This window comes from Brevibacillus laterosporus LMG 15441 (assembly GCF_000219535.2).
Classification (GTDB): Bacteria; Bacillota; Bacilli; order Brevibacillales; family Brevibacillaceae; genus Brevibacillus_B; species Brevibacillus_B halotolerans.
Genome location: NZ_CP007806.1, coordinates 1,870,835 through 1,886,866, shown reverse-complemented (window position 1 = coordinate 1,886,866; position 16,032 = coordinate 1,870,835). Strand labels below are relative to the sequence as shown.

The window sequence follows — 16,032 nt, the reverse complement described above, 5'->3', positions numbered from 1 at the left end:
ACTTACCTATTATTTATTCTTAATCTGTTCGAACCTTCTGAAGAAAGATTTTGCAAAAAATAAGAGATGGTCAGCTAATTAACCTATTTGAGAATATCCAAATTTATATTTGAAATGAAAATAAGTAGTGAGGTGAAACAAAAGTATAAACCTTATTTAGACAAGTAGTAGGGATTTATTAAGAAATCTAGTTGTTAAAACATTTGTCCATATACTCTTGCCAGTAATTTTCCTCATCTCCCACTATTTCGTGTAGCCAGAAATACATCATTAAGACTTCAAGATATTGCTTTTTTCCCTTAATGAATGGTTTCCCAGATATCCTATTGTATAGTGAATTTATGTTAAATAGGTTGTTTTTCTGCTTATGGTCGTAGTCATATCTAAGCCAGGTATTGTTACTTTTGATTCTGTGTTTAGCTGGCCATTGATCTTCATTGTTGAAAAAACGATCAACCCAATTTGAAGCAAACAACATTATATTCACTCCATACTTGATCCATGTTTTTTCTATCCATTCATTTATTTCATCTGAAATGAAAATGTTACTGATATAATTAGTTAACTTACTGTTGATTTGATGATGATCTTTTATAAACATAAACAACTGTTCGATCTGTTCCTGCAAAAAAGGGTTCTTCTTTATAAGTTGAGCATAGCATTGATAAGATAAGCTTCTAAATTCAATCTCAGAATTGTATAGATAGAAAAGTTCATCCTTTTTAAGAATGTTTATGATTGAACGATTAAGTTTTTTTTCGTATTGATCATAGATACCGATTAACCATTCTTGGATTTCTGGTTCATATTGAGATAATGATTTCTGGTATTTCCCAAGTCTCTCATTGTTTAGAACAGTCTGGTGACTGATTTTTGTAATATCTAAGTATTGATTAAAATACTCAAATATGTAATCGACACACTTTTTCATATTTACTGCTCGATCATCTATACTGAATTCATTTAAATGGTCTTCCCTTTTTCTCCGGGCAATATATTCTTCTATTGTAAGCATGATAGCCACCACCTTTGACATTTCATACTAAAGATGTGAGTTTACTCTAAGGTTCATCATTTGCCAATAAAATCCAAGAAATCCTATGATTTCTGTGGTCTATAAATCGTATAAAGTTGTTTAGTTGAGTAGCCAATTCTTGCAACATGACTTCTTTATCAACTGGTGACAATAAATTCTTTTCCTCTACTGCTAGAGATTCAAAAGATATTAAAATTGGCTTCACAATAATAAATACCCTTTAAGTATAACCATTTACACTAAAAATGCTAAAAAGAGGAGGTTCGATACTTTCCTCCTCCAACTTTCCTTTTTCCAATATGTGTATAATAAAAATCATTAATTTTTACACCCTACCTTTTATTCACGGATTGGTAAATTTTCATTAATACTCTATGTCTAAATTATAATGAAACTCACTTTGAAAAGTTAAGTCCCATTATTCCACTTTGCCTCAACCTTTTTGTAGGATAATATGTATACTATTTGGATTTCGACAAATCAACTATAGTATTTTCTACCAAGCGGTTTATTTCTGGGAATATTCTTGTATTAACATTCTTTGCAGCCTGTAATTGTCCTTTTAATGAACGAAGATCCCTTTCTAATTGATACGCTATCTTAGCATCTTTATTATTACCATTTACTTTCTTCAATTGCATGGCATTATCATATATCTTCTTCTGTAATTTGTTAGCTACCAAAAGCTTATGGTCTTTTGAAATAACAACGCCAGTAACCAGCTTATTGCTTTTTCTTGAATAATATTGGACTTTACTATATTTCGGCTTATGACCATATTTTCTCAGTTCAATATCAATTTCATTTTTAAGTTTGTTAGGATTAAATGGCTCTTTACTAGAAAAAGTCATATCATCGACGTACAATGTAAAAAAGCAATTATATTTATTAGCAATTTCATTTATATTCTCAAACATTTCTTGATATGCGTAATACGCTATTAATTGACTAGTTGGACATCCTGTCGGTATTTTTTGCTCAAGTGTAACTATATTAGTTAGAATATGAGCAATATCACCAGACATACACAATGTATATCTAAAGAATCTGTACACAAGTTCTCTCTTACAATTTTCGTAGAATTTCTTAATATCCATTGTTAAAAGATAGTGTGATTGCTGATGAAATTTCCCATTGTCAATATAACTTTTTCCCCGTTCACCTGAAATAAGCCAGGCGGGTCTCTTGACAAATGTAATTAATTTTAATATTCGTTTTTGAATCCGTTTTAAGTTATTTTTAGGAGCGGTTATAAGTCTTTTATCTCCATCATTTTTATCTGTAGTAAATGAGTAATACTCTATCAATTTTTCAAGTTTATCAAATTCTTCTTTTTTCATGTGAAGAAGATATGCTAAACGGTTTTTGCCTTTACATTTATATAAAGCGCATTGATTAATATCATATCTTTTTTTATTCAGACTCATCAAAAGCACCCTTATCTTTTGACATTGAATTAATTAACCCAAGCATCATTTTTTTTATAAATTCCTGACTCTTATTTCGCTTGGTCGCATCTTCTAAATTTTCAGAAAGCAATATTAATGACGACAGTCTAACACCTAAAATTTCCGAGTATCTTTGAAGTAGTTCTAATGACGGCTGCTTTTTGTTATTTTCTATCTCTGACAGGTAACTATTGGAAATTCCAAGCATAGAACTCATCTCAGTTGCTTTGTATCCATAGATTGCTCGAGTTTTTTTTAACACATCACCTATCATTACAATCATCCTTTCAAACTATTAAAAAGAGGGAAAATTAAAATTAGGTAGGTTTCCCATGTCACAGCATCCTATTTACTTCTTTAGAAACTCAAAAATAATGTGTGCAATTCTTAGTATGAGGGATAGAACCTCTAGACTTTTAAACGATAAACGAAAGATTTTTCGTCTCCATTGCATACGGCTTTTTTTCCGAGTTTTTTTAGCATTTCTGGATACTGTAGGAATGCCCAGCAAGGTCAGCAATTTTTTCTTCATAAATAGTCTCCTTCTGGAACTAAGAGGTTTTTTTTGCTTAGTCCCCTCCCGAGAAGAAGATGGTGCATGCTGGGCACCTACCTAATTTATTTTTGAACGTGTGCCTCTCCCGGCACACGTTGCGGCGCTACATGTTGGTGGTCGAACTACATGCGGCCCTTAAAACGTAGAATACCATTATCGTATTCCTCGAGTGTAATGTACACTCCAGTTGGTGGGATGATGACCCGTTGAGATTATCAATCTATCAACGCTTTGCTGCATTTATAGAATACTATATAAGTCTAAGCTTGTAAATACACACTTCGCTATTTGCGAAATAAGATAGTCTAAAAATGAGTAAAGTTATTCATTTGACTATATTATTTCTTAACCTCCTTTTACTTTCTGCCTTCCTACTTCAAGTAAAAAATAATGATGTATAATCAACAACCAATAACTTTCAAACTCTACATACACCTTATTAACTGGTCGCACTATGGGATGTAAAGCCTGCCATCGGAGTGTTTCGATTAGCACGAAGTTGACACCTAATACTCCCCAGAGGCCCTATTATAGTCGGCTTCTAAACCTATTAAAAAGAGTTTTCTTTTCTTTTTCCCTCATATTTATCTCCATCCTGTTCTTTTCCCATCCTTTTAATTAAAGGAAGTAACGATTTAATTAGAATTTCTTTTGTAGTTTTATCTAGATATGAAAAAGGATTACCGCCTTTTAAAAACTCCACTGAAAACGGGATGATAGAAAGTGGTTCTGGATCAAGGTATTGCTCAAACTTTTGTAATTGATGTTTTAAATTCTTTAGTTCTATGTAAGGATGACTTTTATTGATATTCGTAAATAGGTTATTTGTCTTGGCTAATTTAGAAATCTGCTTCAGTCTTTCACCCATAAATCCTAACTGAATTAAGTCTGGTTCGAGCACAATCCATACCTCGTCAGCTTCCTCTAGAACAAGTTTAGAAAACCCAGAATCTAAGTCATGAGAGAGGTCAACGAATAACAAGGGCAACTCATCAGCCGTATAGTATAGAGTTAAAGATTCGGCAACACCAAGAGCATACTCTTTATTATCGGATAGAGGAATGAATGGAATCCAATTTACATTCTCAAAAAACCAATTTATATCTTTGTGGATAAGAGGAAGGATATACTCTCGGTCCAAATACTTACATACTTTTCTCGTACTTTTAACTTCATGATACCAACACTTCCAGAAAGGTGGTTCTTTTTCCTTACCACCAAGAAAAGTATAGAGTTTAGGCATTGGTTGAATTCCTTCTAACACACCCACGGGTAGATCAAATTGTCCCAATGCAATAGCTAAGTTGTTAACCACAAATGAGGACCCTGCCCGATTATAAAGGCTCACGACTGCTATGGTTTTATGATGGATCGTACTTATCAATGACTGTTTCCTTCGAACATGGCTTTCTTGTGCTGCAACAGCATATTGAATCAGTTGCTTAATACTCTCCTTTTTTTCCTGCTCCAGATCATCATAGACATTTACTTTTTTGATAGGCCGCTCATCATTTTCATGATTATTTTCTTTAGGCTGTTGTTTCTCATCAACTTGTACAGGAATGAACGTTTGTTCATTTTCTGTTCTTACCCGTTCATCAGCACAGGATAGTAACTCAATTTGCTCATTAGGCATTTTATCATAATGACCAGTATTGGTTTGTTGAAAAAAATCGATATTTTTATTGTATATTTCCTTTTTAGATTTTTTCTTCTGAAATTCTTCCAGTGGTATATGAAATACGCGCTGCAGTCGATCTATGATTTGCTGATCATGAAGAGTGCTTTTATTTCTAAAATGGCTTTCAAATACAGTCCCCAGCTCGAACAATTCTGGATATGATCCTATACTATCGTTGTGTATATGTATATGGATAAGCGAATGTGGGAATTTCTTATTGATTTCTATTATTGTTTTTCGAAAGTAATCTCTAACTTCTTCTTTCTTGCCTTCAAAAAAAGGGTAAAAAATATCCTCTGCTACATAAAATAGATCAATGTCTTTATCAGAGTTACGAAAAGCCTCTATAAAACCTTCATAGGATGCTTCTTCTATTACTATTTCACTAAATCTTCCATACATTTCAACAAATTTTGTCCTATGACTTTCTAATTTGACTCCAATTACAGCTTTTAATGGTAACTTTCTCTTCATTTTCGCTATATTACTTCTTTTTCTTTTAATAGAACTGACATTTGCTGCTTAAAATAAGGAGTCATACTTGATTTTCCATTCTCAATTTTAGAAATAGTGATGGCACTATATTTTGTTTTAATCGATAACTCACCTTGTGTTAAACCTAATTTCTTTCTGGCTAGCACTAACCATTCTGCCTCGTTCGAGGGTTCCAATTGATCCAACCAAGTCAATGATTCCAAAGTAAATCCTCCAGTTGTTTATTATAGTAAAAAACCTCATTCCTCCCTTCTTCATAGTTTGGAATGAGGTAATAAAGGAAAGGTCTATGTCTCGCGTTTTACTAGCCAATTTAGACCAATCGGATGTAATGTCTCTTCCTTTAACCCTAAGATTGCTTGAGGTAGCTCTTTCGTAAATAGTAATTCATCAATAATGAACCAAACAGGTAACTTTAACCCATCTATATGAAGTCTACTAGCAACCTCTTGTGCAAAAGAAATGGTTGAAACAGACAGGAGAACAACTGCTGGCAGCCTATCAAAATCCATAATAGGTAACGCATTGTTATTTTCAACAAAAACAGTATTCCAATTCCTAAGCCTAGACGATATATGCTCCATATAATTTTGACTTTGTTGTAGTCGTTCCGTAACAAGTAAAATATTACCTTTGGGGCCTTTGATTTCACCAATCGCAAGAGGTTTTCCTAATTTGGGGTTACTATCAATCACACCATGCCACTTCCATCCCCTAAGCACCTGATATTCGTACATTTGTGTACGTAACTCGTTTAATGCTATGTATCGTTGAAGTGCTTTTGTTCCTAATTCAAGTAAACGAGCTGGATGGAACACAAAGTCGGGATACCTATGTTTAAGATAAAGGAATCCAGCTATTCCGACACTCCATGGGGCCGGTGGTAAGGAGGCATCTTCTTGTCTGCTGCGTAATTTCCATTGATCTGTTACACCGAAAACAGACATATACCGAATCCTGGTGGAGATTCGAGATGAAGTAAGCTTCCCCTTCAAAAGTCGCCTGAGCTGATTCTCATTTATCACAACAGAATCCCGAATGAGGGTAAGAATTAATTCGTCCTCTTCCAAAAAACGCCCGTGATAAAAGTCTGATACAATCGCCATCATATCGGTTCTAGGTTGATAATTTGCCGGTCGATCAATACCGCCCGTAACACTAGGATCATCCCAAAACGGGATCTTTCCACTAGTATCCCTGAATGTCTTTATCTGTGGGAGAGAGTGAACCATATTATTCATATAAGTAGGAGCCAGGGTTTGCTCTTTTTACTACCCCATGTGGATACCCTGTTATGATCATTTTTCCTCTTCTCTCTTGCTCATTAATCGTTTTTATTACCCCACTTACGGTTTGACCAGGCAAAGGTTTTGGTAACCCCGATTTATTAGGAATGGTAGCTAGAATAATAACCCCTCTTTTAAGTTTTACAAAGATACCATATTTAGCATCTACATTTGAAATGACGCCTAAAACTGATGTACCCTCTTTATAATCTACGGATGCGTTCTCCCAAGGATCTTTCATGGCATCTTTCCTAGATACACGGATAATGAATGGATCCTGAAGAACCTTTTTTACCATAACTGTTACAGGTTCTCCAATGGTACCTGCATCTCTAATATCAGGAATTCGAACGTAGTCCCAATCCTCCAAATAACAAAAAGCGTCGATACCTCCTATATTAATAAATAACGTATTATTGTTTACGTTGTACCCGCTCATGGTACCTTTTAATACCGCGCCTTCTTGTAACTTTTCTTTTATTTCTTCAGCTAGAATGGTTTCTGCTTTTTTACGAGAAACAATTACAATAAATTCATCTGGAGAATCACCTTGAATTACATCTAAAACAATAACGTTAACGGTATGCCCAACGAATCCCTTCAATGAAATAAAATCATGTTCAGAAAACTCTTCATCTGAGCAAGTCGCCTTAACACCGCCAAGGTCTAAGTGAACAATTTCTCTTCGTTCAATTTTCGTTTCTCCTTCTTGTCTTAATGGGATATCTTTTGTTTCAATTTTCCAAACGACAGCTTGTAATACCTCTTTGCTCTTTTTTGCTTGTTTTACAAATTCTAACGGATCATTCGTCCAAAAAATATTTTGCTCACTCATAAAAAATATCCACCTCAACATTTATAGTTTTATGACCTTACATCTTGAAAAACAAAAAAGAGCACACAAGAATAATCTTGTGTGCTCTTGGTTTTTCCAATTGAGCATTACTGTTGGTAATTATATGTTTGTAAATAGTATAAGTTATTAAAACAACAAAGACAATAAGTTCTATGAAATTTCTAGACTGAAATTCCTTTTATACATAGAAAGAAATCTTCTTTATGCTGCTTTGATTTTCCATTAATCTAGAGAAATATAAATGAGAATAATCTAGTAAATGGTCTACATTGAAGAAATCGTTAATTAACATTTTTACTCTGTTATATTGAGAAGTTTCAAACTCTCTATTGAATAATAAGTTGCTTGTAAAGAAGCATTTCCCCCTTTTTGAAAAGTGTATCCCCCACTAGGTACTCGAAGACTAAATATATATTTAGCAATAGATTCTTTGTTGTTAGGTTCAATATCTAATTCCTTAAGAATTTGCAAGTAGAAATATGTTTCTATAAGGTCTGAATCATTACCTTTTGTAGAAAATCCACCATCATTGTTTTGTGATGATAAAGCCCAGTACTTAATATCTTCTACTTTATATTCAATGTTTAATAAGGAATTATTTTTCGCTTTTGTAATTAAAAACGTCTCTTCAACATCTTTTTTAGTCCAAAATTCTTTAGAACTTTCTTTCAGTTCTTTGTTTATTAACTCTTTCTCACTTTCTGTTGCCTCTGTAAGAACTAGTTTATAAAGTAAATCAATATTCCATTCGTTATACTCAGGAATAATTGGCTTATAATTCATTTCCTTGCTGATATCTACAATTTGGTAAACATTCTTCCAATTTAAATCCTTTTTATGATCGTTTAAATATTTTTTAAAACTCTCTAAGTCATCGTAACCTAAATTATTTAGTATTTTATATCCCAAAATTGTAGGTAGTGTATTAGAATTTTTTACGATACTACGTACTGAAAAGCCTCCTGAATCTTTTTGAAATTTTTTTGTGTATTGTAAAATTTCCTCTAAAAATTTTACATCTTTGTAGATTCTATTAATCTCAAGAGTTGCTTGTAAATCAGACAAATCATCCGTAAGAAAATTGAAACCTCCATCTTTAAGTCGAATACTTTCTAGATATTGTTTAAATTCTGGTTGGATATGATTTTCTATTTTTAATAAATTGTTCATTTTCGATATTGCGATGACATTATATAATTCTACTCTAGAAATAGGTACAATCATTTTCTGAGATGTTAGAGTGTTTTTTATTTTTTTTATCGAATGTAATTCTTCGATATCTTTGTAATTAATATTATGAAGTATATTTAAAGCACTATTGTATAAAGTCGGTTTGAATTTGGTGTTAATTTTTTCTATCTTCTCTTTTTCTAAGATATCTATTATACTTTTTGAAAGTGGAACAGTATCGAATGAATATTGAATTTTATTTAAACATTCAACAACTAATTCAGTTGTTGATATTATATCCAACAAACTATCGTTAGGCGAAAAAGCATACATACCATTTCCAATTTTGAGAGTTAACAAATTTTCTATGACGCTTTCCTTAAACTTTTGGTCAAAATCTAGTTGCAGCATATCCGAAATATCAATTATGTATTTAAGATTTAGTAAATCATTTTCACTTAAAATCTTGATATTTTCCAACTGCAATCCTCTCATATAACTCTTTAACTCTTTTTCCCTCGGTAATTTTTGATTAGCTTCTTTAAAAAGTTCAATCGCATACCGGGTTTCGTAAATTGAGATTGGTCTTTCGGTTTTGAAATAGGTAAATCCACCATCTAAATTTTTTGAGTCTAATAATTTTTGTACGGAATTCTCTTTCCAGATTAAACCGGAAACTTTCTCTTCATTAGAACAAGCAGAAAATATTAAACAAAAAAATATACTGAGTAATAAACTTACTAATCTTTTCAAATAGTTCACTCCTTGATCTTTTTAATGAAAAATAAGCGAGAACAAACTCTCGCCTATTTTCATATTATTTATTAATTGTTACATCAATTGTATTTGTAACGCTAGTAATCGTACTGCCAAATTTGAAATTTGAAATATCGTTAACGGTTACTCCAGTAAATCTAGCTGTTCCTACTGCTTTACACGTTATCTTATCCCAGTTATAAGTTAATCTATAAGCATCTGTGTCGTATTCAGATGGCCATGTAAATGTACCTGATTCTTTGCCAGCGTTCCAACTTACTGATGGTGGAATACTTACGCCAAATACAGTACCAGAGGCTGTAATAGATTGACTAGGTAATACAGTGATTCTATCTGCATTGGATTGTGGCTTGTCTCCATACCAGAATGCTTTTGTATAACCATTTAGAACTAAATAATCTACGCTTGCACTAGTATCAGTATAATCAAGATCAATACCGGATTCAGTTTTTAATTCTGCATTTCCATACCTTTTTAGAGTCTCATCATTAAAGTCTCTATACTGACCTCTTTTCATTGTATAGCTTTGTAAAGATCTTTTCTTTCTAGTATTTTGGGAATATTCTGGATCAAGACTCTTATCTCCGTTACCCCCTGCAGAGGTAATTGTATAACCGCTTTCGTTTCTTTGTTTTATAACTGGCTCATTTGTGTCCTCTGCATATACAGGTGTGATAATAGATGCTAAGAATAATCCTGTTGCTAAACAAAGTAGGCTATTTCTTTTCATAAATTGAACCAATCCTTTCCAAATTTGTTTTGTTGCACCTGTAGTATAACGAAGTGTGAAGCATATGTAAACTTATTTATGAATATATTGAAAATTCACCATATTTTAATTGAATAATTTTTATTTATTCCTTGAATTGACTTTTCCAGTAATTTATACTTTTAATTGTATTATAAATCAAAGCAGCACTAACATTTTTTCTGCTGGGACTTTTCATTTTTGATTTTAATATTCGCTGGTTTATTAAACTACCAAGCCAATTATGAAATTGGTTCACTTTAATACTCAAATTTGGAGGGAGAAATCATTGTTAAATTTTTATGGCAATTCATACTTGGACCTGTTAATTCTTATAATTTTTTATGGTTTTATAATAGTTTTTGTAATCAAAACTCTAATATTTCAGAAAAAACAGGAAAAATTTAATGAAAAACTATCTAAACAATTACAAGAGCTACAAGATAGTTATAATGACTTAATAGAACGGAATAAATAAGAGGTTTAATATGCTCTTAAATCTCGAAAGATACTCTCCTCCCAGGTGATTGTATTATTTAGGTACCTACAGGGGGCAGTAGGTAAGTATCATCTACTTACCTCAAAAGTAATGGTAGAACATGCTTTGTTATAGTCTAACAATTAGTATTTTTTAAGAGTTGTTACCAGCCTCTCTCTTATAGAAAGGGGCTTTTTGGCAATTTATACAACATTGTAAAGGACGGCCATTGAAGGATCACTACATTTTCAAACGAATAACGGTTTTCTTCTATCCTCCAATATCAACAATATACCCTAAATTAAAAATCCCCTGTAAATGGGTGGTAGTTTTAGCAAAGAATTTTTATATCGATTAAAAACTACTGGATATTATTGATTATAAAATTCGTGATTATATAACTTGGAAAGTGAATTTTAGACTAGTTACATTTGTAATTTTACTCAGCTTAGTTAGTCAAACCATTTTAACACCGTTTCAAGCATTTGCTGCTTCAGATGAACTTTCAACCATCAGCAAATCTGAAGCACAAAAAGAGTCTACGGACTTACATCAGGGTTCTGAAGAAGATAATTCCCCTGATGACACACCTATTGTTTTCCCCACTGAATCATCTGAAAGTAGCGAGGATATAGAATTAAAGGAGCAAGTCTCCAGAAATATAACTGATTCTATTGAAAAGGAACCGGAAAACAATATAAGTGATACAAATAAAGATAGTACTGTTTTAGAAGAAGTAGAAAAAATAGAAGAACTAGAAGAAACAGAAGCTAATGTTGATGATTTTAAGAAGCGTAACAAACGTGCAATCGCAGCAGTAAAAGAGGAAGTAACTGTACATAAAGGAGAAACAATTGTATTTGAAAGTGATACAGCTATATCAATATCAAGTAATGCAAAAAGCTCTAAAAATAATCTTTATCACTATATAAAGTATGACACTAAGGGTGCACCTGTTGAGTTTTTTGAAAATGCTCAAGGTGGAAAATCTATAAAAGGTAAAATGATCGCTACAGTTATTACTGATGAGCCGGTAACCTTTACATACCCTACAGAGGTAAAAGTCTCATTTCCTAACACCCCTGCCTTGAGGACTGTTGAATTAGAAGGAAACGAAAGCTATACATTTACAAATACTTCAGATTTCAAATTTTATGTGAAAGCTAGAGGAGAAACGAAAAGTCCCTCTCCTAAATATGATTTTTCTCTTTATGACTCTGATGATAATTTAATCAAAGCTTTAGTAGCTCAGGGGTCTGGATCTCAGGCAGGTGGGGTTCTTTTAAAACCGGGTGAAAAAGCTGTTGTAACCACAATTTCGGGTGATTCTATTAGATTTTTAGCCCCATTTGATTTAACAACAGGTGGACATAGTGATACCCCGGCATTGAACAGAACAGAGTTAGCTTTGGATGAATCGTTGACTCTTACCAATATAAGTAATAAGTTAATTCATTTGCAAACGAATGCTTCATCTAAAAAACCTTTTAAGTATGTAAAATACAAAAGTAATGGAGAACCCGGTCTTCTTAATCTAAAACATACAACAAACACTTCAATAAGTCCTGGTGAAACAATTGTAGTATCACCGTCAACAAGTGAGCCTGTAACATTCATCTACCATCCCCTTCAGTTCCGCAATGAGGATGAATCTGATCCTCCTTTTTATGAGCAAGTATTGCAAAAGGGTGACAGTTATTATTTTGATAATTTGAGTGACTTTCCATTAAGTCTGAAAGAAATCCGAGTTTCTTCCTCTGATAAATTTGATTATAAAATTTATGATGACGAAGGTAATTTTGTCAGAGAGTTTGTGAATACATCAATCCCTCCAAAATTATCACCTAATGGTAGAGCTTTAATTAGTAATGTATCAGATAACCCAATTACCATTTACAGCCATTATAGATATTTATCTTCTACAGATAGCGCTGAACCAGCTCTTGAACGTGTTGCGTTGCATGAAGGAGAAACAATTGAATTTGTTAATATCTCTGATAAAGCAGAAAAAATCCGGACAGATACTTCTAAAAAGGATGACAACCTAGTTCATATGGCTAAGTACAAGTCTGATGGTTCGATTAGAAGTGATGCATTTTCGTATCTTTGGGGTTCGGTTGTTGGAACAAATTCAAAAGAAAAAACGGTATTACGAAACGAAAAAATCGTATTTACTAGTATTTCTAAAAACCCAGCTACATTCATTTACAATAAAGATAACTTTTCCATGCGTTATTCTAAGAAGGAAGCTCTCACCTATAAACTTTTACATCAAGGTGAAAGCATAACTCTCTATAATAACACTGATCATGATACGTTACTTAAATCATTTGGGATACGCGAAAAATCAAAATACAACTACAAACGTTATTTAAAGGATGGCAGAACGCAAGAATATGAAGGCTATATTAACAATACAGCGTTACCAGCCCATAGTCGTGTAACGATCACCCTTTTAAGCGAGGAACCAATTACATTCTATGGACCGACTGAACTTATTACTGAAGCAGCCAGTATGCTCCCAACATACAATACGCTTGAGCTTCATTCATCTCAAACATTAGACCAAGAAAATAGCGATACTCTTTATTACAAATTTACAACAAACAAATCAGGATTACATCGCCTGTTTACTGACTCTATTGACGTTAATAGCACTGATATCAAAATATACGAAGATCCTCAGCTAACTACATTAATTACGGAGAGTTCCGAAAACATTACGCTTGGATCCTCTCATTATAAAAGAGCGGAAGCTCTTTTGAGAGGAAACCAAACCTATTATGTTCAACTAACAGGTGCTAACTCCGGCAGAAGCATTACTCTTGAAGAGGATTTTGATTCAACGCCTCAAGATGCAACACTGGGTACTCTCAATGCTATTTATGACTTTGATCTCAGTTCAGTATTTGACATTGATTATTATCGATATATTTTACCTGAATCATCTCAACTGAACATTATTCTTCCAAAAGGAATAGCCACTATTGAAAATGGAAACGGGGATATTTTAAAAATAATAGTAGCTGGCAGTGATGATACTGTATTCATACCCGAAAATCCCGGCGTTTATTTTGTAAAGCAACAATTAAATCCTGAAGAACCTCAGTATCGAACGAAACGAAGCATTGGAAGTAGTAAAGGAAAATTTGCTGTTAAAGATTTAACTCCTACCCCGATCTTTACTCCTATCGTTTCGGTGCCTGGTTCTAAACAACCTGTCTCTTTTAAATGGAAATATTTAAGTCCACATAACAAAACTATTTTTGAAGTTTATTTAAAAGTTGATGGGAAAAAGAAATATTTAGTTTATCGTAACGAAAAAAATGAGTTATTTGAAGCAAATAAAAACTACAGTTTCCTTTGGGATGGGTTTATAAATGTAAATCAAGAAGGTTTCGGGGCTTATGCAGGTAATGGGCGATACACGGTATCTATTTTTGCTGAGGATGCTCCTCAATTTAAATATGAAGCCGATGTTATTGTAAATAATTCTATTGCCGCTGCTGAGATTAATGCAGATTTATTGATATCTAAATATAACAGTACGATTCCACAGGCTAAAATTTCAGAAATGCAGATGCTCTTGGAGAAAATGAGCTTTTATGAAGGCGAAATTACTGGGAAATATGATACTGAAACATTGATGGCAGTAATCGCATATGAAAATGTTCTAAATAAATGGAGTCGTCAATTAGCTGTAGAAGTATATACAAAAGGGACAGGTTATTTTTCTGAAGTTGGACAAATAGATAACAGAATCCTCAACTATGCAAAAATAGATGCTGGTTTAGGCCGTGATAAATACGGCAGTATTTATGATATTTTGTATATGGGTGACACCCTTATTTTAACAGAAGCAACTTCTGGAGTTGCTACCGAAGCTATTGTTATTTTATCCAAGGGAAGTAAGTTGTTAAAAAAAGTTATAAAGACTTTTAATAAGGTTAATGATCCAATTGATGCCCTTACAAAAAAAATTGTAAAAAACCTAGTTGAAAAAATCAGGCTTAAAGATCCTGTATGGAAATCTATTGATTTACTTGAAAAACATGTTGTCAAACGTATTAAAAAAGGACATCTGCCTAAAGGAACAACAGCAAAAGATTTAAATAATAAGATTAAGGAAATTATGAGTAATCCAGAAAATGAAGTTTACGAATATTTCCTTGAACATTTTGAGCAAAAATACTATGTATTTTCTGATAAGGAATGGATAGTAATTATTGGTGAAAATGGAATGATGGAAACAACTTTTCCACCAGACGACGGTACAAAAAAATATTTAATACCAGATAAGGGTTATAAAAAACTAGGAAAAATCAAGGAGTTGATTAAATAATGAAACAATTAGAGAAATATATTGAAACCTATATAGATACAGTTACCGATAGCGTTTTAATAAGTGCTTTTGAGTTTCTCCACGGGTTTCATGTAAGAAGCAATCTTTATCAAAAAAAAGACTTATTATCAGAAGAGCAAAAAAGAATTTTATTGAAGTATGATAAGCTATTATTTTTCCGCTCATCTGAGATTTATAATCATATGAAAGCCATTTATCATTTCGAAAACTCCTCTGAGTCAATTGAGGAATGGTGGTGGCATCTGGATAAAGTAGTGAATAAAACAGTAACGATTGATTTTGAATCGCAAATCATTGTCTATAATAGACAGACATACCAATTATAGAAAGTAACTAAAAAGGACAAAAAGAATTAACTATCTTTTTGTCCTTTTTTATATTACTATATGTTAAATTCAAGTATGTTATTTTGGGGTTAGAAGTCACTTCAGAGATGTATGATAAACGAATTAACTTTCAAAAGATACTAGTCACCTGAATTTACAGATGTAACTGCTATCACTGATAAAACTGCAATATAGATAAAGAGGATATATATGTTACCAAAAATAGGAATCCAAGAAATAATACATGAGACACTAGTACTAGATGATTATATACCGTTCAATGTTTACTGGAAAACTCCATTTGTATTTCCTACTCAATACTGGAGAACTGGGGATTCAGAAGAATCTTTTATAGAGATTGGGATTAATTCAGAATCAGGTGAATTACTCTCCATTACATCAATATTACTACCTTCTGTATCTTACGAGTGTCCCACTTTCTTAGATAGTCAGAAAGATATTGATCAATCTGGCATCCCAGTCTTTGATATCTCTGCCTGGAAAAATATCAAATATATTCATGATCCAATTGATTTCCAATCATTCTTTTTTAATGGAAAGTTAACCATAGTTTTAGATGATACAAATGCAGTAGCTTCTACATTATCCTCGGAACATTTTACGTTTTATTTTGATTCCAATCAGATTATGATAGCTTTTGAACTCGGAAATCTTTCTGAAGAGGAAGTTCTTCAATTGAGTTCTTCAATTGATTACACATTGTAACATGTAACGGTATACCTGATTTAAATTGCCCCCATATCTTATTTGGTATTATCCCCTTTAGGTAGACAGTAAGAAGAAAGCCCTTT

General features: G+C 32.7%; 12 protein-coding genes. 3 read left to right on the top strand and 9 right to left on the bottom strand.

Going from position 1 to position 16,032, the window contains the following annotated elements; translation table 11 throughout:
* Positions 1-187: 187 nt before the first annotated feature.
* From BRLA_RS08755 to BRLA_RS08710, 9 genes are all read right to left on the bottom strand, one after another.
* A complete protein-coding gene (locus tag BRLA_RS08755) occupies positions 188-1,015 on the bottom strand; it encodes a hypothetical protein (protein WP_003337749.1) in 828 nt (275 codons plus the stop codon).
* Positions 1,016-1,497: 482 nt separating this feature from the next.
* A complete protein-coding gene (locus BRLA_RS08750; protein ID WP_003337752.1) occupies positions 1,498-2,463 on the bottom strand; it encodes a reverse transcriptase family protein in 966 nt (321 codons plus the stop codon).
* On the bottom strand, positions 2,450-2,758 hold the full coding sequence (locus BRLA_RS08745) for a helix-turn-helix domain-containing protein (protein ID WP_041752042.1): 309 nt from the start codon (positions 2,756-2,758) through the stop codon (positions 2,450-2,452). Before BRLA_RS08745 ends, BRLA_RS08750 begins: the two co-directional genes overlap by 14 nt.
* An 832-nt stretch (positions 2,759-3,590) precedes the next feature.
* Positions 3,591-5,195, bottom strand: a complete 1,605-nt coding sequence (locus tag BRLA_RS08735) for a CpaE/TadZ family protein (RefSeq protein WP_119912816.1) — start codon at positions 5,193-5,195, stop codon at positions 3,591-3,593.
* Positions 5,196-5,200: 5 nt separating this feature from the next.
* Positions 5,201-5,419: a helix-turn-helix domain-containing protein gene (locus tag BRLA_RS08730; protein ID WP_003337757.1), complete on the bottom strand. Its 219-nt coding sequence runs from the start codon at positions 5,417-5,419 to the stop codon at positions 5,201-5,203.
* A gap of 84 nt (positions 5,420-5,503) precedes the next feature.
* A complete protein-coding gene (locus BRLA_RS08725) occupies positions 5,504-6,457 on the bottom strand; it encodes a hypothetical protein (protein WP_003337758.1) in 954 nt (317 codons plus the stop codon).
* Positions 6,450-7,337, bottom strand: coding sequence for a hypothetical protein (locus tag BRLA_RS08720; RefSeq protein WP_003337759.1), 888 nt, complete (start codon positions 7,335-7,337; stop codon positions 6,450-6,452). Before BRLA_RS08720 ends, BRLA_RS08725 begins: the two co-directional genes overlap by 8 nt.
* 315 nt (positions 7,338-7,652) lie before the next feature.
* Complete coding sequence (locus BRLA_RS08715; RefSeq protein ID WP_041752038.1) at positions 7,653-9,281, bottom strand: prenyltransferase/squalene oxidase repeat-containing protein; 1,629 nt, start codon at positions 9,279-9,281, stop codon at positions 7,653-7,655.
* Positions 9,282-9,345: 64 nt separating this feature from the next.
* Positions 9,346-10,035: a hypothetical protein gene (locus tag BRLA_RS08710; protein WP_003337763.1), complete on the bottom strand. Its 690-nt coding sequence runs from the start codon at positions 10,033-10,035 to the stop codon at positions 9,346-9,348.
* A 905-nt stretch (positions 10,036-10,940) separates the two neighbouring features.
* Here BRLA_RS08710 and BRLA_RS08700 point away from each other — a divergent pair.
* The 3 genes from BRLA_RS08700 (at position 10,941) to BRLA_RS08690 (ending at position 15,946) form a co-directional block, all read left to right on the top strand.
* The gene (locus tag BRLA_RS08700; RefSeq protein WP_003337766.1) at positions 10,941-14,873 is read left to right on the top strand and encodes a hypothetical protein; all 3,933 of its coding nucleotides are present in this window, start codon (positions 10,941-10,943) and stop codon (positions 14,871-14,873) included.
* Entirely contained in the window at positions 14,873-15,220 is a 348-nt protein-coding gene (locus tag BRLA_RS08695) for a hypothetical protein (RefSeq protein WP_003337767.1), read from the top strand. Before BRLA_RS08700 ends, BRLA_RS08695 begins: the two co-directional genes overlap by 1 nt.
* Positions 15,221-15,430: 210 nt before the next feature.
* Positions 15,431-15,946: a hypothetical protein gene (locus BRLA_RS08690; RefSeq protein ID WP_003337768.1), complete on the top strand. Its 516-nt coding sequence runs from the start codon at positions 15,431-15,433 to the stop codon at positions 15,944-15,946.
* Positions 15,947-16,032 lie beyond the last annotated feature (86 nt).

Coding starts and splice junctions, on each gene's coding strand:
- BRLA_RS08755 (WP_003337749.1), bottom strand. CDS start 1,015: ATGCTTACAATAGAAGAATATATTGCCCGGAGAAAAAGGGAAGACCAT.
- BRLA_RS08710 (WP_003337763.1), bottom strand. CDS start 10,035: ATGAAAAGAAATAGCCTACTTTGTTTAGCAACAGGATTATTCTTAGCA.
- BRLA_RS08735 (WP_119912816.1), bottom strand. CDS start 5,195: ATGAAGAGAAAGTTACCATTAAAAGCTGTAATTGGAGTCAAATTAGAA.
- BRLA_RS08745 (WP_041752042.1), bottom strand. CDS start 2,758: ATGATAGGTGATGTGTTAAAAAAAACTCGAGCAATCTATGGATACAAA.
- BRLA_RS08690 (WP_003337768.1), top strand. CDS start 15,431: ATGTTACCAAAAATAGGAATCCAAGAAATAATACATGAGACACTAGTA.
- BRLA_RS08695 (WP_003337767.1), top strand. CDS start 14,873: ATGAAACAATTAGAGAAATATATTGAAACCTATATAGATACAGTTACC.
- BRLA_RS08720 (WP_003337759.1), bottom strand. CDS start 7,337: ATGAGTGAGCAAAATATTTTTTGGACGAATGATCCGTTAGAATTTGTA.
- BRLA_RS08725 (WP_003337758.1), bottom strand. CDS start 6,457: ATGAATAATATGGTTCACTCTCTCCCACAGATAAAGACATTCAGGGAT.
- BRLA_RS08750 (WP_003337752.1), bottom strand. CDS start 2,463: ATGAGTCTGAATAAAAAAAGATATGATATTAATCAATGCGCTTTATAT.